Below are 19,992 nucleotides of genomic sequence, written 5' to 3'. Positions count from 1 at the left end.
TCATGCGGGGACGGCTCATCGACGGCTCATGTGACGGGCTCGGTCGTGCGGGGAGCGCGGCGGGGGCTCGGTCCGGGGCGCGGGTGCTTTCCGGGGGCAAGTGGCTGCACGGGGCGGGGACAAGGGCTGGGGGAGCGGGGACAATGGGGGCGTGAGTGACGCCACCCTGTCCCCCCTGCCCTCCGCCGACCGCCCCGACGTGGCCGCACGGCTGCGGGAGGCCCTGCTCGCGGCCTCCTTCACCGCCGACGGCCTGCTCGACCTGCTCGGCGCCCCCGCCTACGCCGCCCTGGCCCGCAGCGAGACCGTGCCCGCTCTCCGGGCCACCCGCGGGGACACACCGCTGGAGACGCTCGTGCGTCTCTTCCTCCTCCAGCAGCCCGTGCCGCACGCACGCGTGGAGGAATTCCTGCCGGTACACGCGTGCGTGGAGAGCGGCTGGCTGGCCCGGGTCGGTACCGACGAGGTCGCCGCGACCGTGGACGTCCGCCCGTACGGCGGCCCGGACGGCGAGGACTGGTTCATCGTCTCCGACCTGGGCTGTGCGGTCGGCGGCGCCGGCGGCATCGGCAGCCGCGACGAGGGCGTCGTCCTCGGCGTCGGCGGCGCCTCGACGACCCTCGCCGGCATCACCGTCCGTACGCCCGTGTCGTCGGCCCTCGACCTCGGCACCGGCTCCGGCATCCAGGCGCTGCACGCGGCCCGGCACGCCACGCGCGTGACGGCGACCGACCTCAACCCGCGCGCCCTGCACATCACCGCGCTCACCCTGGCCCTGTCCGGCGCCCCGGCCGCGGACCTGCGCGAGGGCTCCCTGTTCGAGCCGCTCCGCCACGACGAGCGGTACGACCTCGTCGTGTCCAACCCGCCCTTCGTGATCTCGCCGGGCGCCCGGCTGACGTACCGGGACGGCGGGATGGGCGGGGACGATCTGTGCCGCTCGCTCGTTCAGGGAGCGGGGGAACGGCTGACCGAGGGCGGGTTCGCGCAGTTCCTCGCCAACTGGCAGCACGTGGAGGGGGAGGACTGGCAGGACCGGCTCAGGTCGTGGGTGCCGCGCGACTGCGACGCCTGGATCGTCCAGCGCGAGGTCCAGGACGTCACGCAGTACGCCGAGCTGTGGCTCAGGGACGCCGGTGACCACCGGGGCGACCCGGCCGAGTACCAGGCGCGGTACGACGCGTGGCTCGACGAGTTCGAGGCGCGCAAGGTGAAGGCCGTCGGGTTCGGCTGGATCACCCTGCGCAGGACCGCGGCGGAGCCCGTCATCACCGTCGAGGAGTGGCCGCACCCGGTCGAACAGCCGCTCGGGGACACCGTCCGCGCGCACTTCGAACGGCTCGACTACCTGCGGGCGCACGACGACGCGGCCCTGCTCGCCGGTCACTTCAGGCTGGCCGGCGAGATCGTCCAGGAGCAGGTCGGCATGCCCGGCGCCGAGGACCCGGAGCACGTGGTGCTGCGCCAGCACCGCGGGATGCGCCGCGCCACGAAGGTGGACACGGTGGGCGCGGGCTTCGCCGGTGTGTGCGACGGCTCGCTGAGCGCCGGGCGCATCCTGGACGCCATCGCCCAACTGGTCGGCGAGGAACCGGTGTCCCTGCGCGACCGCACCCCCGCGCAGATCCGGCTGCTGGTCGAACAGGGCTTCCTGGAACCGACGAGCTGAGTTCGGCGGCTGCCCGGGCCGGCCGGGGCCCGTCGCCTGGGTGGAGCCGGGAGGAGCTGCCTTGCCGCCGCCCGGCTCGGGGAGCCTTGCCGCCCGCCCGGCCCAAGGGCCCTTTGCCCCTGCCCGGCCCCGGACCCTTGCCGCCCGCTCGGCTCCGGGATCCCTGCCGTCACCCCGCCTCGGGATCCCTGCCGTCACCCCGCCCGCGAACCCCCACCTCGTCCCGTAACCATCCTCCACCCCACCCCACGCCACCCCCACCCCCACCCCGCCTCCCGGAACCACCCCCCACCCCCACCGGCACCCGAAACCGGCCAACATCCCCGGTGATGGCCGTCCGCCCAGTAGCGGGTCTCGGCAAAAAGAGCGACAAGAACATGCCCCGCGTCGGATGCGGTGTGAGCCCTGTCGCAGTCGGGGGTGCCGGCGTCGAGACGGGGGAAGTGCGTTGGGGCGGTCGGCCGTGTGCCTCGGTGGTGGCCCGTCGCCCCCGTCCGGAGGGCTCCCGTTCACCTCGGGTTCGTCCGGGCGCCGCCCGCGCGTGTCAGCCTCCGAGGGGCGATGCACGCGCGTGGGACGGAAAAGAGGCGGGGCGATCATGGAGAGCGGGCCGGCGATCTTCGCGGGGACGGTGTTCGCCCTGTTCGGAGCCGCACTGCTGGTGTGGACCGCCGTCCGGGTACGGCATCGCGAGCCCGTCGCCCACGATGTGAGCCCCGTCGCATCGGCGGCCCTCGCGACCCTCGCCGCGCTCCTCGCGCTGGCCGCCGGAACGTGGTGCCTCACCCGCCTCTGAACCCCGGTCCCGGCCCGGCGGCGAGGATCCCGCCGCGGCCCCCGTTCGCGCCGCGCAAACAGGGCACACAGGTGGCCCACGGTAAAGGAGAGGACGCGTTCCGCTCCGGCGGAAAAGGACCGGTCGGCACTCCGGGCGGCAGGAATGGCGGTAGTCGGGTTACCGTTCGAGTGGCCGTTGTGGGCTTTTCCCGTTTGACACGGGGGCGGGATGTACCGTCACACTCCGCAGCGTCACCATGACCCGACCCCGGGAGCAAGGCCTGGGGAGGCCCCACACCCGTCGACCGGAGAGAAGAGCGAAGTTGTCCCCGACCAGCGAGACCGCGAAGGGCGGCCGCCGACTCGTCATCGTCGAGTCGCCTGCCAAGGCGAAGACGATCAAGGGTTACCTCGGCCCCGGTTACATCGTCGAGGCCAGCGTCGGGCACATCCGCGACCTTCCGAACGGCGCCGCGGAGGTGCCGGAGTCGTACACCGGTGAGGTCCGCCGCCTCGGCGTGGACGTCGAGCACGACTTCCAGCCCATCTATGTGGTGAACGCCGACAAACGCGCCCAGGTCAAGAAGCTCAAGGACCTGCTCAAGGAGTCCGACGAGCTCTTCCTCGCCACCGATGAGGACCGGGAGGGCGAGGCGATCGCATGGCACCTCCAGGAGGTCCTCAAGCCGAAGATCCCCGTCAAGCGGATGGTCTTCCACGAGATCACCAAGGACGCGATCCGGGCCGCCGTCGCCAACCCGCGCCAGCTCAACCAGAAGCTCGTCGACGCCCAGGAGACCCGCCGCATCCTCGACCGCCTCTACGGCTACGAGGTCTCGCCGGTCCTGTGGAAGAAGGTCATGCCGCGCCTGTCGGCCGGCCGGGTCCAGTCCGTCGCGACCCGGCTCGTCGTCCAGCGCGAGCGCGAGCGCATCGCGTTCCGCTCGGCCGAGTACTGGGACCTGACCGGCACCTTCGGCACCGGCCGCGCCGGGGACCCGTCCGACCCGTCGTCGCTGGTCGCCCGGCTGCTGACCGTCGAGGGCCGGCGGGTCGCGCAGGGCCGTGACTTCGACTCCCTCGGCCGGATCAAGAGCGAGAACACCCTCCACCTCGACGAGGCGAACGCCCGCGCGCTCGCCGCCGCGCTGGAGAACACCCGGTTCTCCGTCCGGTCCGTCGAGTCCAAGCCGTACCGCCGCTCGCCGTACGCCCCGTTCCGTACGACGACGCTCCAGCAGGAGGCCAGCCGCAAGCTCGGCTTCGGCGCCAAGGCCACCATGCAGGTCGCGCAGAAGCTGTACGAGAACGGCTACATCACGTACATGCGTACGGACTCCACGACGCTGAGCGACACCGCCGTGGCCGCCGCCCGTGCGCAGGTCACGCAGCTGTACGGCGCCGACTACCTGCCGGCCCAGCCGCGCACGTACGCCGGCAAGGTCAAGAACGCGCAGGAGGCGCACGAGGCGATCCGCCCCTCGGGTGATCGTTTCCGCACCCCCGCCGAGACCGGGCTCACCGGCGACCAGTTCAAGCTCTACGAGCTGATCTGGAAGCGGACCGTCGCCTCCCAGATGAAGGACGCGACCGGCAACAGCGTGACCGTGCGGATCGGTGGCACCGCCGCCGACGGCCGGGACGTCGAGTTCAGCGCCTCCGGCAAGACGATCACCTTCCACGGCTTCCTGAAGGCCTACGTCGAGGGCGCCGACGACCCGAACGCCGAGCTCGACGACCGCGAGCGCCGGCTGCCCCAGGTCGCCGAGGGCGACCCGCTGAGCGCCGAGGAGATCACGGTCGACGGGCACGCCACCAAGCCCCCGGCCCGCTACACCGAGGCCAGCCTGGTCAAGGAGCTCGAAGAGCGCGAGATCGGCCGCCCGTCGACGTACGCCTCGATCATCGGCACGATCCTCGACCGCGGCTACGTGTTCAAGAAGGGCACGGCGCTCGTCCCGTCCTTCCTGTCCTTCGCCGTGGTCAACCTCCTGGAGAAGCACTTCGGGCGGCTCGTCGACTACGACTTCACCGCGAAGATGGAGGACGACCTCGACCGCATCGCGCGCGGCGAGGCCCAGTCCGTGCCGTGGCTCAAGCGCTTCTACTTCGGCGAGACGGCACCCGACAGCGGCATCCCCGCGGGCGCCGAGGGCGGCGCGGCCGACGCCGGCAACGGCGACGGGGACCACCTCGGCGGCCTCAAGGAGCTGGTGACCGACCTGGGCGCGATCGACGCGCGCGAGGTGTCGTCGTTCCCCGTGGGCAACGGCATCGTGCTGCGGGTCGGCCGCTTCGGGCCGTACATCGAGCGCGGCGAGAAGGACAGCGAGGGCCACCAGCGCGCCGACATCCCCGAGGACCTCGCCCCCGACGAGCTCTCCGTCGAGCTGGCCGAGGAACTGCTCGCCAAGCCGAGCGGCGACTTCGAGCTGGGCACCGACCCCGCCACCGGCCACGAGATCGTCGCCAAGGCCGGCCGCTACGGTCCGTACGTCACCGAGGTGCTCCCCGAGGGCACCCCGAAGACCGGCAAGAACGCCGTCAAGCCGCGTACCGCCTCGCTGTTCAAGTCGATGTCCCTGGACACGGTGACGCTCGAGGACGCCCTGCGGCTGATGTCCCTGCCGCGTGTCGTCGGCGTGGACGCCGAGGGCCAGGAGATCACCGCACAGAACGGTCGCTACGGGCCGTACCTGAAGAAGGGCACGGACTCGCGGTCGCTGCAGACCGAGGACCAGCTCTTCACGATCACCCTCGAAGAGGCGCTGGCGATCTACGCCCAGCCCAAGCAGCGCGGCCGGGCCGCCGCCAAGCCGCCGCTGAAGGAGCTGGGCGAGGACCCGGTCAGCAAGAAGCCGGTCGTCATCAAGGACGGTCGTTTCGGGGCGTACGTCACCGACGGGGAGACCAACGCGACCCTGCGCTCCGGCGACAGCGTCGAGACGATCACCCCGGAGCGCGGCTTCGAGCTGCTCGCGGAGAAGCGCGCGAAGGGGCCCGCCAAGAAGACGGCGAAGAAGGCCCCCGCGAAGAAGACCGCGACCGCGGCCAAGAAGGCGGCTCCGGCGAAGAAGACGGCCGCCAAGAAGACCGCGGCGAAGAAGACCACGACGGCCGCCGCGAAGAAGACGACGGCCACGGCCGCGAAGAAGACGACGGCCTCGCGGACGACGACGCAGGAGGACTGAGTCGCCGGACCGCTGGACCGGACGAGGGCTCGGGCGACGGTCCGGCTGACGGACCGTCGGCCGGACCGCTCGGGTTCGGCCACGGTTTCCCCACAGCGGCTTCACGAAGCGAACGCCCCGGCATCACTTTGGTGTCGGGGTGGTCGTACACCAGGCCGGACGCCTCGTGCTGTCAGTCGCTGCGGATAGGCTGAAAGCATGACGCGAGCCGAGCAGCCAACGGCCCTCCCCCCGGCACCGGACGACGCCCTGGTGGCGGATTCCCGCGAGCGCGCCGTGCGCGCCCTGTTGCGCGAGCCCCAGCTGAAGCGGCTGTGGAGCGCCCAGTTGGTGGGTGGTGTCGCCGACGCGCTCGCACTCCTCGTGTTCGTCCTCCTCGTCCTCCAGGCGGCCATCGCCGAGGGCTCGTTCGGGGGCGGCTACCGGGGTGTGGCGTTCGCGGTGGCGACCGTGTTCGCCGTACGCATTCTGGCCACCCTGCTCTTCGGCGCCGTCCTGCTGGGCCCGCTGACCTCGCTCACCTCACCCGAGGGCCCGCTCGACCGCCGCTGGACCATGGTCGGCGCGGACGGGCTGCGCGCCGCGCTGCTGCTCGTCGCGCCGCTGTGGATCGACTGGACACCGGACGACGCGCTGGCCCTGCTGCTCGTCACCGCGTTCGTCACCGGTGTCGCCGAGCGCTTCTGGACGGTCGCCCGGGAGAGCGCGGCCCCCGCCCTGCTGCCCGCCCCGCCGCTCGAGGGCGCGACGGTACGACCGCTGCCGGACCACCTGGACGCCCTGCGCCGGCTGTCGCTGCGCACGGGCTTCCTGGCGATTCCCCTCGGCGCCGCCACCCTGGTCGTCGCCGCATTGTTCAACAATCTCCTGGGCGTCGGGATCGAGTGGTTCGCCGAGCACCAGGCGGCCCTCGCCTCCTATGTCGCCGGAGGGCTCTTCGCCGGGTCCCTGTCGGTCGTGGTCTTCCTGGAACTGCCCTCGGTGCGCACCCCGCGCGCGCGGTCGCCGCTGGAGGGGCTGCGCCGCCCGAAGACGGCCGCGGGCGTCGACAAGGGGCGCACGGGCGTCGTCCCGCTGCTGGTCCTCGCCTGCGCGGCCGTCGCCGGTGCCGTCGCCGCCGCGGCGGCCGTCGCCGTGCTGCACGCCAAGGACCTGGGCGGCGGCCCCGTGCTCTACGGACTTCTGGTGCTCGCGCTGACCGGCGGAGTCGCCCTCGGCATCCGTACGGCACCCAAGGTGCTGGTGGCGCTGTCGCGGCGCCGCCTTCTCGCGCTGGCGATCGCCGTCACCGGTGTGGCCCTGCTCGCCGCCGGACTCGTCCCCGACGTCACCAGCGTGCTGCTGATCACCGGGCTGGCCGGCGTCTCCGCGGGCGTCGCGGCGAACACCGGGCACGCGCTGCTCGACCAGGAGACCGAGGACGTCCGCCGTACCCGCACGACGGAACACCTGCACGCGGTGGTGCGGGTGTGCGTGGCGCTCGCCGCGGTGGGCGCCCCGCTGCTCGCGGCGCTGATCGGACCGCACCGGCTGGTGAACGGCAGGTTCGTGTTCGCGCACGGCGGCGCCGCGTTCACCCTGATGCTGGTCGGCGCGCTGCTGCTGCCCGTCGCCGTGCTGGTGCTGGCCAAGATCGACGACCGCTCGGGCGTCCCGCTCCGCCTCGACCTGCGCGACGCGCTGCTCGGCGGCGACGACCCGGCCGAGGCCCCCGCCGCGCACGGCTTCTTCATCGCCCTGGAGGGCGGCGACGGCGCCGGCAAGTCCACCCAGGCCGAGGCGCTCGCCGACTGGATCAGGGCCAAGGGCCACGAGGTCGTCCTCACCCGCGAACCGGGCGCCACGCCCGTCGGCAAGCGGCTGCGCTCGATCCTCCTCGACGTGTCCAGCGCCGGCCTGTCCCACCGCGCGGAGGCCCTGCTGTACGCGGCGGACCGCGCGGAGCACGTGGACACCGTCGTGCGGCCCGCCCTGGAGCGCGGCGCCGTCGTGATCAGCGACCGGTACATCGACTCGTCCGTCGCCTACCAGGGCGCCGGCCGCGATCTGTCCCCGACCGAGATCGCCCGTATCTCGCGCTGGGCGACCGACGGCCTGGTGCCGCATCTGACGGTCCTGCTGGACGTTTCCCCGGAGACCGCCCGCGAGCGCTTCACGGAGGCGCCGGACCGGCTGGAGTCGGAGCCCGCCGAGTTCCACGCGCGGGTGCGCTCCGGCTTCCTCACCCTGGCCGCCGCCGACCCCGGCCGCTACCTGGTGGTCGACGCGGGTCAGGAGCCCGAGGCCGTCACCACCGTCGTACGCCACCGGCTCGACCGGATGCTGCCGCTGTCCGAGGCCGAGATCAAGGCCCAGGAGGAGGCGCGGCGGAAGGCCGAGGAGGAGGCGCGGCGCAAGGCCGAGGAGGAGGCCGCCCGCAAGGCCGAGGAGGAGCGCCTGGAGCGGGAGCGCCAGGAGCAGCTCGCCAAGTTGCGCGCCGAGGAGGAGGAGCGCAAGCGGCGCGAGCTGGAGGAGGCGCAGCGCCGTGAGGCCGAGCGCCAGGCCGAGGAGGCCCGGCTGCGCGCCGAGGAGGCACGCAGGCGTGCGGAGGAGGAGCGTCAGCGGCTCCTCGCCGAGGAGAAGGCCCGTGCCGAGGCCGAGGCCCGCCGCAAGGTCGAGGAGGAGCGGCGCAGGGCCCAGGAGGAGCGGCAGCGCAAGCTGGCCGAGGAGGAGGCCCGCCGGCGCGCCGAGGCCGAGGCGGTCCGCCAGGAGGAGCTGCGCAAGGCCGAGGCGGCGCGGCTGGAGAAGCAGCGCAAGGCGGAGGAGGCGCTGCTGCGGGCCGAGGAGGCGCGGCGCGCGGCGGAGCAGGCCGCGGCGGCGGCCCAGTTCGGCCCGCGGTCCCGGCCGCCGGCCGCCCCGGGGGCGGCGACCGTGCCGACGCCGGTGGTCGCGCCGGGCACCTCGCCCGCGCCGACGGAGGAGACGGCTGTCCCGCCGCGGGTGCCGATGGGCAAGAAGGCGGACATGAGCAAGCGGCCGGACATGAGCAAGCGGCCGGTCGCGGACAGGCGGCCGATGGAGGACACCACCCCGCTGCCCCGGATCCGCATGGACAAGGACCCGGAGCCCGCGCGGCCGGCCGAGAACGCCTCCGACGCCGAGGTGACGGCCGAGCTGCCCCAGCCGCCGGTCCCGCCCGCCGGCGCGGCCGACGAGACGGCCGTACTGCCCCCGCTACGCCAGGACGCTCCCGGCGCCACGGACGAGACCGCGGTGCTTCCGCCGGTGCGCGACGACCGCGGCGCGTCGGACGAGACGGCCGTACTGCCTCCGGTACGGCAGGACGCCCTCGCGGACCGGATGCCGTCCGGGTTCTTCCGGGACGAGCGGGAGGGCGCCGGGCCCGACGGCTCCGAGAGCCGGACGCGCGAGCTGCCCCAGGTCGACGAGGCGGGCGCGCCCCGGCAGCGCCCCCGGCGGGACTGGGCGGAGGAGACGCCGCTGGACGACCTGCCGTCCCTCGCCGACGAACTGCTGGGCCCGCACCGTGACGACGACGGGTTCGACGAGGACCGGGACGGCGGCCGGGGCCGCGGCCGGCGGCGGTGAGCCGCACGCGGGCCTGAGCGTCACGGGGGTCACCTGGCCGTTTCGGCCGGTGGCCCCCGTTGTCAGTGGGGGCCCGCACAATGGAGACCGGCAGCGGACGTGACGGAAGGGCGGCGTGACCCATGAGCGTGTGGGACGACCTCGTCGGGCAGGAGAGGGTGAGCGAGCAGTTGACCGCTGCCGCCCGGGACGCCGACGCGTTCGTCACCGCGGCCGTTTCCCAGGCACCGCCGCCCGAGGCCTCGAAGATGACCCACGCCTGGCTCTTCACGGGCCCGCCGGGGGCCGGGCGGACGCAGGTGGCGCGGGCGTTCGCCGCCGCGTTGCAGTGCGTGAGCCCCGACCGCGCGCTCGGCGGCGCCCCCGGCTGCGGCTTCTGCGACGGCTGCCACACGGCGCTGATCGGCACCCACGCAGATGTCACGACCGTCGCCGCCGTCGGCACCCAGATCCTCGCCGAGGACATGCGGGACACCGTCCGCAAGTCCTACACCTCACCGGCCACCGGCCGCTGGCAGGTCATCCTCGTCGAGGACGCCGAGCGGCTCAACGAGAAGTCGGCGAACGCCGTGCTCAAGGCGGTCGAGGAGCCCGCTCCCCGGACGGTGTGGCTGCTGTGCGCGCCCTCCCTGGAGGACGTGCTGCCCACCATCCGCTCCCGCTGCCGCCACCTGAACCTGCGGACGCCGTCCGTCGACGCCGTCGCCGACATGCTCGTCCGGCGCGAGGGCATCGAGCCCGGGGTGGCCGCCGCGGTCGCCCGCGCCACCCAGGGGCACGTGGACCGGGCCCGCCGCCTGGCCACCGACCCGGCCGCGCGGGAGCGCCGCGCGTCGGTGCTGAAGCTGCCGCTGCGGATCGAGGACGTCGGGGGCTGCCTGAAGGCCGCCCAGGAGCTGGTGGACGCGGCGGCGGAGGACGCCAAGGTGCTCGCGGAGGAGAGGGACGCCAAGGAGACCGAGGAGCTGAAGGCGGCGCTGGGCGCGGCCCAGGGCGGCCGGATGCCGCGCGGTACGGCGGGGGTGATGAAGGACCTGGAGGACAAGCAGAAGCGCCGGCGCACCCGCACCCAGCGCGACAGCCTCGATCTCGCGCTGACCGACCTCACCGCCTTCTACCGGGACGTCCTCGCGCTCCAGCTCGGCTCCCGTGTCGCCATCGCCAACGCGGACGCCGAGGACACTCTGGAGCGGCTGGCCCGCGGGACCACCCCCGAGTCCACCCTGCGCCGGATCGAGGCCATCGGCGCGTGCCGAGAGGCCCTCGACCGCAATGTGGCGCCGCTGCTGGCGGTGGAGGCGATGACGATGGCGCTGAGAGCGGGCTGACGGCGGCGCGGGCGAGCGGGCGCCCGAAGCGGTGCTGCGGCCCGGGTGAGGGGGCCGAAGCGGTGCTGCGGCCCGGGTGAACGGCGGCCGACGATTGACGGTGTCGCTCGTCCGTGGCGGTTCGCCCACGGAAAGCACTCGATCCGTAGCGCACAGTTAGGCTCGCTGGATGCACCTCAGGAGCTGTCACCGCAGGCCCCGTACTCCCCGCAGGACCCGCACCGGCACCGCCCTCCGCGCCCTGTCCGTCCTCCCCCTCGCCGCCCTGCTCGCCCTGTCCGCGTGCTCCTCCGGCGGCTCGACGACCACCGCCGGCTCCGCGGCGCGGGCGGAACTGGCGGCGCTGCCGAAGGCGACGCCCTCGGCGCTCGTGCCGTACTACCGGCAGAAGCTGTCCTGGCGGTCCTGCGGCGCCCCCGGCTTCCAGTGCGCCACGATGACGGTGCCGCTGGACTACGCCCATCCGGGCGCCGGGGACGTCCGGCTCGCCGTGTCCCGCACGAGGGCGACGGACCCCGCGAAGCGGCTCGGATCGCTCCTGGTGAACCCCGGCGGACCGGGCGGCTCGGCGGTCGGCTACCTTCAGTCGTACGCCGGTGTCGGCTACCCGGCCCCCGTCCGCGCCCGGTACGACCTGGTCGCCGCCGACCCCCGGGGCGTGGGCCGCAGCGAGCCCGTGGAGTGCCTCGACGGGCGCCGGATGGACGCGTACACGCAGACGGACACGACCCCCGACGACCGGCGGGAGACGGACGGGCTGGTCGAGGCGTACCGGGGGTTCGCCGAGGCCTGCGGCGCGCACGCGGCCCGGCTGCTGCGCCATGTCTCCACCGTCGAGGCGGCCCGTGACATGGACGTCCTTCGGGCGGCACTGGGGGACCGGCGGCTGACGTACGTGGGGGCGTCGTACGGCACGTTCCTCGGGGCGACCTACGCGGGGCTGTTCCCGGACCGGGTGGGGCGGCTGGTCCTGGACGGCGCGCTGGACCCGTCGCTGGCCGCCCGTGAGCTGAACCTGGAGCAGACGGCGGGCTTCGAGACGGCGTTCCGGTCCTTCGCCAAGGACTGCGCACGGCGCAAGGACTGCCCCCTCGGCCGCGCGGAGAGCGAGATCGGCCCGCGCCTCAAGGCGTTCTTCGGCGCACTGGACCGGCGTCCCCTCCCCACCGGCGACCCCGACGGCCGCAGGCTGGGCGAGGCCCTCGCCACGACCGGGGTGATCGCGGCGATGTACGACGAGAGCAGTTGGGAGCAGCTGCGCGCCGCGCTGACCGCGGCGATCGAGGACCGGGACGGCGCCGGTCTGCTCGCGCTGTCCGACAGCTACTACCAGCGCGCCCCCGACGGCCGGTACTCGAACCTGATGTCCGCCAACGCCGCCGTGAACTGCCTCGACCTCCCGGCCGCCTTCGCCACGCCCGAGCAGGTCGAGCAGGCCCTGCCGGCCTTCGAGGAGGCCTCCCCGGTCTTCGGCGAGGGCCTCGCCTGGGCCTCCCTGAACTGCGCCTACTGGCCGGTGCAACCCACGGGCCGGCCGCACGCCATCACGGCGAAGGGCGCCGCCCCGATCGTCGTCGTCGGCACCACCCGGGACCCGGCCACCCCCTACCGCTGGGCGAAGTCCCTGGCCGGCCAGCTCTCCTCCGCCCGCCTCCTCACCTACGTCGGCGACGGCCACACCGCCTACGGCCGCGGCAGCGCCTGCATCGACTCCACGATCGACGCCTACCTCCTCGACGGAACGCCCCCGCCCCGGGGAAAGCGCTGCTCATAGCCCCTTCCCCGCCCCGGAACGCATCCCTCCGGGGGTGGTACGGAGCACCCCCGGAAACTGTGTAGACTTACCGACGTTGCCGATCGCACCATGGTGCGGACGGCGCGCCGCCTTAGCTCAGATGGCCAGAGCAACGCACTCGTAATGCGTAGGTCTCGGGTTCGAATCCCGAAGGCGGCTCTTTTGAAGCCCAGCCCAGACATTGTCTGAGCTGGGCTTTTTGCGTTCAACGGAGGCGGCGGTGACGCAGGGAGCGTGCCGCACGGGTGTCGGTGGTCTCATTTCCGGTCTCAGTGGGGGACCGCAGCCGGGGCCGACGGGAGCGACTGCTGCGGCGGCACAGCGGCTGCGGCGGCACGAAGATGCGCTTCGGTCGAGGACTGGGGAAGCGGTCGCTCGGGTCGGGCCTTGTCGAAGGCTGCCTCGCCGGCTTCGCCGGCCGGTCCGGGCGAACACGGTCTGGCCCGTGGGCGGTTCAACCGGGGCGAGTCGGGTTTGCGGACACGGCGGGAATGGCATCCGGTCGCGCTGCCGGCCATCATCCGACACTGGCAGATATATTTCGTAGCTCGATATATGCTCGATGCATGACCAGACGGAACCCGCCCTTGACGGAACCGCAGTACTTCATCCTTGCCGCGCTCATGGATGGCCCGTTGCACGGTTACGGCATCATCAAGGCCGCCGAGCAGGCCACCGACGGCCGCCTCCGGATCGCTGTCGGCACGCTCTACGGCGCGCTGGAGCGGATGGAGCGGGCCGGGTGGGTGGCCCCCGGCGACGAGGAGATCGTCGACGGACGGGCGCGGCGCTACTACCGGCTCACCGAGGACGGCACCCGGGCACTCGGCCGGGAGGCGCTCAGGATGCAGCAGGCGGCGGCCGTCGTCATCGGACGCTCACGGAGCACCGGAGCGGCCCCCGCATGAACCGTCTGCTGCTCGCGGCGTATCCCAAGTCCTACCGTTCCCGGCAGGGCAAGGAGTTGCTGACCTGCCTGGCCGAGGCGTATCCCGGCCGCTCCTGGCCCCCACCGCGGGAGGTCGTCGCCCTGGCGCGTGCCGGGGTGCAGGCCCGCGCCCGTGCCACCGTTGACGACACCACTCGGCCGTGGTGGCTGGACGGCATCCATCTGGCCGCCCTGGCCCTCGCCGCGCTGGCGCTGGTTCCGTACTTGCAGGATGTGTGGCACTGGGCACTGCACATCGACCCCGGACAGCACGCCATCGCCTTCCGCTTCTCCGGCTGGTATCCGTGGGCCGGAGGCCCCACCCGGATACGGCTGCTGCCCTACGGGCTGCTCCCGCTGGGCTGCCTGATCGCTCTGCTGCGTGGCAGAGCGTGGTTCGCGCTGCCGGCCGCGGCAGCCATGATCTGGGCCGGCGCCACGACCCACGGCCGCACCTTCTTCGGCGACGAGGGCAAGGCGGGCCTGAGCTACTACGGGTTGGGCGCCCCGATAACCGCCCGCGACCTGGCGCTCTCGGGGACACTGTGCGCCGCGTGCGCCGTGTTGGCGCTCTGCCGACCCAGCCGTCTGCGTCGCCGCTCGTACCGTTGGCTGGCCCCCGTCGTGCTCGCCATGTTCGTGGCCGGGGGCCTGCACATCATCTCTGTCAGTCCGGCCTTCCAGCGCGGGTTGTTCGTCCTCGAGGTCGCCGCGCTGCTCGGCGCGTGGGCGGCGACGGCGGCCACCGGCGACCACCGGTGGCTGATCCCCGTCGCGGCGGTCGCGATCGTCCGCACGCAGGCGATCGTCGTCCAGCCGGACGCGTTCATGCAGTCCTTTCCGCACCTGGTCGTTCTCCTCCTGCTGATCGCGCCCCTCCCCGCCCTGGCGATCACCGCTCAGCGCCGACAGGGGCAGGCACTCCCCGAATAGGAGCGGACCCCGGTGGGCCGGCCGAGCCCGGCGGCCCACGTCGTGCCACAAGACGTGCGTGCGTGACCCAACTCCCCCCGACGGACCGACGGAAGAAACAGAGCCATGACTGAGCACGATTCTCCGACCCTGCCCGCGCACCGTCCGGGGGCCTCGAGGCAGGCCCCCGAGGTTTCCGACGCCCCCAGCCTGTCGCGTACGGCACGGCCGTGGATGCCGGCTCTGCTGTACACCCTGGGGTTCCTGACGGTCTACCTGCTCGCCATCTGCACCCCGTGGGGGCAACGAGCCGAGAACGCCCTGTTCGGTCTCGGTAAAGGGAACCCCGAAGCCGCATGGTTCTACCCCCTGTCAGGAGCGGAATACGGCTCGACGCCCCTGCCGCCGCTGGAATTAAGCGCCAAGCCCACCCTGATGGTGGGTCTGGCCGTCATCGTGCTCCTCACCCTGGTGCGGCGGTGCTGGTGGCAGGGGGGCGCGGCGCTCGGGGTCGTCCTTCTCACGACCGGAGGCAAGGAGGTGCTCAAATCGAGCCTGCCCCGCCCCGATCTGGTGGGCGCGCCCGAGAATCTCCTCGATCAGGGTTTCCCCAGCGGGCACACGGCCATCCCCGCCGCGCTGACCCTCGCCGCCGTCCTCGTGGTCTCCCCCCGTATCCGCCCCTACGTCGCCACGGCCGGTGTGCTGTGGCTCGCCTGCATTGCCGCCTACAGCGCGACCAACGGCGGCCACCGGCCCAGCGAAGTGCTGGGGGCCACACTGCTGGCCTGTGCCTGGTACGGCCTCGCGACCTGGCTGCTGCCGCCGGCCGCCGCGCCGGGCGCCATCCGGAGCCCCCGAGCGCTGCCCGTCATCACCCTGACGCCGGCACTGGCCGTCGCCCTCGTCTCCGGCGCACGGAGCGACACCCTCACCAGGTCACTGGTCTCCGCGGCGACGGCCTTCATCTGTGCGGCCCTGGTCTGGTACGCCGCAGTCGGACGGCCCGCACACACCGCACGCCGCACCCGCCCCGCACGGGGCTGACCACACGGCCGGCGGGAACCGGCCCGTCCCGGCAAAGCGGCTGTCCGATGCCACCGCCCAGGCGTGGAAGCCGTCGACGCCCGAGCGGGGATGGGCTCTCCCCCGCCGCCGAGGGCGCGTTGTGCACGTAGCCGAACGAGGCGATCTCAACAGTCGCGGACATGCAGACTCCAGCCCGACATGCCTCCCGCGTATCCCGAGGACGGCCCTCTGTACGGGTGCAGCCCGTCGTCACCGTTCCGTCACAAGGAATCGCCGCACGGAACCCCGCCGCTCTCCCGCCCTGTCTGCACTCACGTACCGACCACGCGTACCGCGGGGCAACAACCGACGACCGAAACCCGCGGACGAGATGACTCAGGGGGACGACAGCATGCGGCACAGCAACGGCATTCGCAGGGCGGCTCTGGCGACGACGGCGGTCACGGCCGTCGCGGCGGCGGTGACCGGCATCCTGCCCGGCACCGCCATGGCGGCGAGCACCACCGCCTCCACCCCGCCGCCCGCCTGCTCGGCCTCCGCCCTCCAGGTCAGCGCCCGGGAGGCCGTCCACCGGCCCGTCGGGACCGGGACCGGCGCGGCGGTCGTGCAGTTCACCAACGTCTCCCGCAGGACGTGCGTCCTGAAGGGCTATCCGACGGTCGCGGGCGCCGGCAACGGCTCCCCCACCCACAACACCCCGCTCAAGGTCACCCGCACCGGCAGGGCGGCCACCGTGACGGTCCGGCCGCACGGCAAGGCGTGGGTGAAGCTGACCTTCGTCCAGGTCCAAGGGGAGGCCGACGGCTACTGCGTGTCGGGCACGGACCCGGTGGCGTATCCGACGATGGTCATCGGGCTGCCCCACTCCGGGAAGCACCAGGTCGCCCTGGACAACGGGTGGTGGGCCGAGTGTGACAACAAGGTGACCGCCACCCCGGTCTCGGCGGTCAAGCCTTCCTGACCCCACCGTCCCCACACATCGAGCAGTCTGCACGACGAGCGTAAGGCCCTCCGCCGGGTTGGCGGAGGGCCTTTGTCGTGCCCGGGGGAACATACGGGGAACGAGCGGCGCCCCTTGTGTTCCGCCGGCGCCGGAGGGTCGCCGACGAGATGTGGGATGGGGTTGTCTCAAAACCGGTGTGGGTAAATCGGCGCGAAGGGGTTTTTTCTGAACGGCCTTGTATCGGCATATGAGATGATGCCGGAGTTGTGCTGTTCTCGTGAAAGCCGCTGCTACTGTTCCCGCCGTGATCAGGACATCCACCCCGGCGCTGACGCGGCGTCTCGCCGTCGATCTGATGCGTGTGCGCAGCGCGAGCTGTTGTCGCGGCGTCGCCGTGGCCTGCTGCTGAGTCTGAACGACACTCACACGCGCGCTCACTCCTCCCGGCCGTGATCCCCACGTGCGCGGGCACGCCTAGGCGAATCCTTCTCCCGGACGTTCGGCCAACTGCCTTTCGGTTTCCGGTGATTCAGCTCTGCGGTCATCCGCTTCCCGCTTCTTTCCGTGCCTGCCCGCCCGCACCGCGTCCGCGCTCGCTGTCCCCTGCGCGGAGGCGCCCTGCCCGTGGGCCGCCTTTCGAGGAGTTCACCCATGCGTTCGAGACGTACTTCCGTCGTGGCGACCGCTGTCGTCGTCGCCACGCTCACCTCCCCTCTCGCCCTGACCTCGGGCACCGCGTTCGCCGATCCCGGCACGGGGATCACCGCCCACCAGTTGGTCGGCGTCGGCTCCGACGTCACCCAGGACGTCCTGGACGCGCTGGCCGGTGAGACGGTCAACGGCACCAGCTACGCCGCGACCGCCGTCACCGCGGACGGCTACACGCTCGCGTCCTACGACGCGACCGAGCCCGGCACCGGCTCCACGACCTCGCAGATCAAGACCAGGACGAGCGGACCGACGTTCCTGCGTCCCAACGGCGCCAACGCGGGCCGCCTCGCCCTGAGCGACTCCGTCGCGGGCGGCAACTACGCCGTCTCCTCGAGCGCGAACGACGGCACGGTGAACATCCAGGACCAGATCGACTTCGCCCGTAACACCAGCGCGCCCGCGGCCTCCGGCACCGCGCTGACCGCGATCCCCTTCGCCCGCGACGCCGTGGGCTACGCGGCCAAGGGCTCGGCGCTCTCCCAGCTGACGAAGCAGCAGCTGCACGACATCTACACCGGCGCGCTGACGGAGATCAACGGGGTGAAGATCCACCCGTTCATACCCAACTCCGGTGCCGGCACCCGCACCTTCTTCCAGAAGGCCATCGGGGTCACCGACGCCCAGCTCGGCAGCAACGTCGACACGCTGGACTACGACGGCAAGGCCGTCCAGCAGAACCGCCTGAACAAGGTCGTCGAGAACGACGGTGACATCGTCCCGCTCTCCATCGCCAGCTTCGTCGCCCAGCACAACGGCACCGCCCCGGACCGCAGTGCGACCGCCGTCGCGGGCGGCGCGTTCGTCGGCTCGCTGGACGAGACGAACGGCGGCACCTACACCGCGCCGGTGATCCAGAACGCCGACGGCACGATCTCCTCCAACCCCGACTTCTTCGGCGACGCCACCTTCGGCCGCGACGTCTCCAACGTGGTCTCCACCCGGGCGATCGACCCGACCAGCGTCTTCTTCAACCAGCCTCTCTACGACGTCTTCGTGACCGACGACAGCCACACGGCGGCCCTCGCCTCCAACTCCGCCCAGTCCGTGATCGCGAAGTTCGGCTTCCTGAACGTCAGTTACAACGGCGTCGCCGACCCGACCAACAAGCACGTCAAGCTGGGAGGCCTGGAGGACACCAACCTCTCCAAGGCGGTCCCGGCCGCCCCGTCCGTGACCGCCACACCGGGCGCAGGTGCCCTCGCCCTGTCCTGGGCCCCGAACGCCGGTGCCGCGGTGAGCGACTACCGCGTCACCGTGAAGGACGGCAACGGCGCGGCCGTGAGCGGCTACGCGTACAAGGACGTGCCCGCCTCCACCACCGGAGCCAACCTGACGGGCCTGACGGCCGGTTCGTACACCGTCACGGTCTACGCCGCCGACATCAACGGCAACAGCGACGCGACCACGACCGGCGTGGTGGTCGGCGCCGCGAAGACGGCGACGACCGTGACCGCCTCGGCCGCGGTGGCCAAGCCCGCGTACGGGACCACCGAGTCGATCGCGGTGACCGTCGGCCACACCGACGCCACCGTGCCGACCGGCACCGTCGCGGCGTACTACGGCAGCACCAAGGTGGGGTCGGCCACCCTGAACGCCTCCGGCAAGGCCACGGTCAAGGTCGCCACCACGAAGCTCGGCGCCGTCGGTGCGAAGACCCTGAGCATCCGCTACGGCGGCGACAGCGCCCACAACACCTCCAGCAAGAACGTCGGCTTCACCGTCGTCAAGGCCACCCCGACCCTGACCGTCACCGCCCCGGCCCGGATCAGCCACACCAAGCACGCCACGATCACCGTCAAGGTGAGCGCCACCGGCGTGACCCCGACCGGCAAGGTCCGGATCTACAAGGGCTCCACGCTGGTCGGCACCGGCACCCTCAGCGGCGGCAAGGTCAGCGTCACCATCGCCAAGCTCGCCACGGGCAGGCACACGCTCAGCGTCCGCTACGCCGGCAACAGCGTCGTGAACGCCAAGTCCAAGAGCGTCGTCGTCACCAGCTACTGACGCCCGAGCAGCACCCCGAAATCGCCTGAAAGGGGCTGGAGCCGACCGACGTGTCGGCTCCGGCCCCGGGCGCCGCGCAGCCACCACCAGAAAGGAGCACGACCTTGGGCCTCCCCCTGACCGCGCCGCCGCCCGGCGAGGACACGCCACGACGGCTGTCCACCGCGCGGGGCACCGGCGACCGCCTCTTCCGGGGCGCGCTGCGCGGCTCCGGTCTCGCCGTGCTCGCCATCATGGCGGCCGTCGGGCTGTTTCTGCTGCTGCGCGCCCTCCAGGCACTGCGCACCGCCGGGTTCTCCTTCCTGACCACCGAGCGGTGGGAACCCGACACACACGACTTCGGCATCGCCGCCGTCCTCACCGGCACCCTGCTGATCGCGGCCGTGGCCGTGGTGGTGTCGGTGCCGCTGGCGCTCGGGAGCGCGCTGTACATCTCCGAGATCGCGCCGGAGCGGCTGCGGCGCACCCTGATCGCGCTGGTGGACCTGATGGCCGCGGTGCCGTCGGTGGTCTACGGCCTGTGGGGCCTGTTCTTCCTGCAGGGCGAGGTGATCGGCCTGTCCCGCTGGCTCTCCACCTGGTTCGGCTGGATCCCGTTCCTGCACGTGGACGGGGCGCACCAGGACGACCCGCTCGCGTCCGCCAGTGTGTACACCGCCTCGACATTCGTCGCGGGCATCGTGGTCGGCCTGATGGTGGCGCCGATCCAGTGCTCGGTGATGCGCGAGGTGTTCAGCCGCGCTCCCGTCGGTGAACGGGAGGGTGCGTACGCGCTCGGCTCGACCCGTGCCGGCATGATCCGCAGCGTCGTCCTGCCGTACGGCGCCGCCGGCATCATCGGCGGCACCATGCTCGGGCTCGGCCGCGCCCTGGGCGAGACCATCGCGGTGTATCTGATCATCTCGCCGGTGTTCACCATCCAGCCGCACATCCTGCAGACCGGTGCGAACTCGGTCTCCTCCCTGATCGCTCTGCACTACGGCGACTCCTCCGGCTTCGGGGTCTCCGCGCTGATGGCGGCCGGGCTGGCCCTGTTCCTGCTGACCCTGGTGGTCAACTTCACCGCGTCGTCGATCGTGGCCCGTTCCCGGTCCGGCGCCCAGAGCGAGGCGTGAGC

12 protein-coding genes and 1 tRNA gene are annotated in these 19,992 nt (G+C 72.6%); all 13 read left to right on the top strand.

The annotated features are described in order from the left end of the window. Positions 1-151 precede the first annotated feature (151 nt). Positions 152-1,669, top strand: coding sequence for a DUF7059 domain-containing protein (locus tag AQJ58_RS32040; RefSeq protein ID WP_067256497.1), 1,518 nt, complete (start codon positions 152-154; stop codon positions 1,667-1,669). Between the two features lie 598 nt (positions 1,670-2,267). Further along, on the top strand, positions 2,268-2,465 hold the full coding sequence (locus tag AQJ58_RS32035) for a hypothetical protein (protein ID WP_067256495.1): 198 nt from the start codon (positions 2,268-2,270) through the stop codon (positions 2,463-2,465). Between the two features lie 304 nt (positions 2,466-2,769). Next, positions 2,770-5,637 (top strand): type I DNA topoisomerase, encoded by a 2,868-nt coding sequence (gene topA, locus AQJ58_RS32030; RefSeq protein WP_067256494.1) that lies wholly within the window; start codon positions 2,770-2,772, stop codon positions 5,635-5,637. A 198-nt stretch (positions 5,638-5,835) separates the two neighbouring features. After that, positions 5,836-9,225, top strand: a complete 3,390-nt coding sequence (gene tmk, locus AQJ58_RS32025; RefSeq protein ID WP_067256493.1) for a dTMP kinase — start codon at positions 5,836-5,838, stop codon at positions 9,223-9,225. A gap of 122 nt (positions 9,226-9,347) precedes the next feature. Beyond that, a complete protein-coding gene (locus tag AQJ58_RS32020) occupies positions 9,348-10,553 on the top strand; it encodes a DNA polymerase III subunit delta' (protein WP_067256491.1) in 1,206 nt (401 codons plus the stop codon). 169 nt (positions 10,554-10,722) lie between these two features. After that, a complete protein-coding gene (locus tag AQJ58_RS32015; protein WP_067256490.1) occupies positions 10,723-12,327 on the top strand; it encodes an alpha/beta hydrolase in 1,605 nt (534 codons plus the stop codon). A 106-nt stretch (positions 12,328-12,433) separates the two neighbouring features. Beyond that, positions 12,434-12,507: transfer RNA gene (locus AQJ58_RS32010), tRNA-Thr, on the top strand. 407 nt (positions 12,508-12,914) lie between these two features. After that, complete coding sequence (locus AQJ58_RS32005) at positions 12,915-13,256, top strand: PadR family transcriptional regulator (RefSeq protein WP_067256489.1); 342 nt, start codon at positions 12,915-12,917, stop codon at positions 13,254-13,256. Next, complete coding sequence (locus tag AQJ58_RS32000) at positions 13,253-14,209, top strand: hypothetical protein (RefSeq protein ID WP_067256487.1); 957 nt, start codon at positions 13,253-13,255, stop codon at positions 14,207-14,209. The genes AQJ58_RS32005 and AQJ58_RS32000 overlap by 4 nt, the downstream gene beginning before the upstream one ends. A gap of 105 nt (positions 14,210-14,314) precedes the next feature. Next, complete coding sequence (locus AQJ58_RS31995; RefSeq protein ID WP_067256485.1) at positions 14,315-15,235, top strand: phosphatase PAP2 family protein; 921 nt, start codon at positions 14,315-14,317, stop codon at positions 15,233-15,235. A 373-nt stretch (positions 15,236-15,608) separates the two neighbouring features. Then, entirely contained in the window at positions 15,609-16,178 is a 570-nt protein-coding gene (locus tag AQJ58_RS31990; protein ID WP_067256483.1) for a DUF4232 domain-containing protein, read from the top strand. A 633-nt stretch (positions 16,179-16,811) separates the two neighbouring features. Then, positions 16,812-18,875: an Ig-like domain repeat protein gene (locus AQJ58_RS31985; protein ID WP_159056356.1), complete on the top strand. Its 2,064-nt coding sequence runs from the start codon at positions 16,812-16,814 to the stop codon at positions 18,873-18,875. Positions 18,876-18,979: 104 nt separating this feature from the next. Beyond that, complete coding sequence (pstC, locus tag AQJ58_RS31980) at positions 18,980-19,990, top strand: phosphate ABC transporter permease subunit PstC (protein WP_067256480.1); 1,011 nt, start codon at positions 18,980-18,982, stop codon at positions 19,988-19,990. Positions 19,991-19,992 lie beyond the last annotated feature (2 nt).

The sequence above is a fragment of the Streptomyces sp. DSM 15324 genome (assembly GCF_001514285.1).
Taxonomy (GTDB): domain Bacteria; phylum Actinomycetota; class Actinomycetes; order Streptomycetales; family Streptomycetaceae; genus Streptomyces.
Note: the sequence above shows the minus strand (reverse complement) of the source record. Positions and strands in the feature narration are given on the sequence as shown.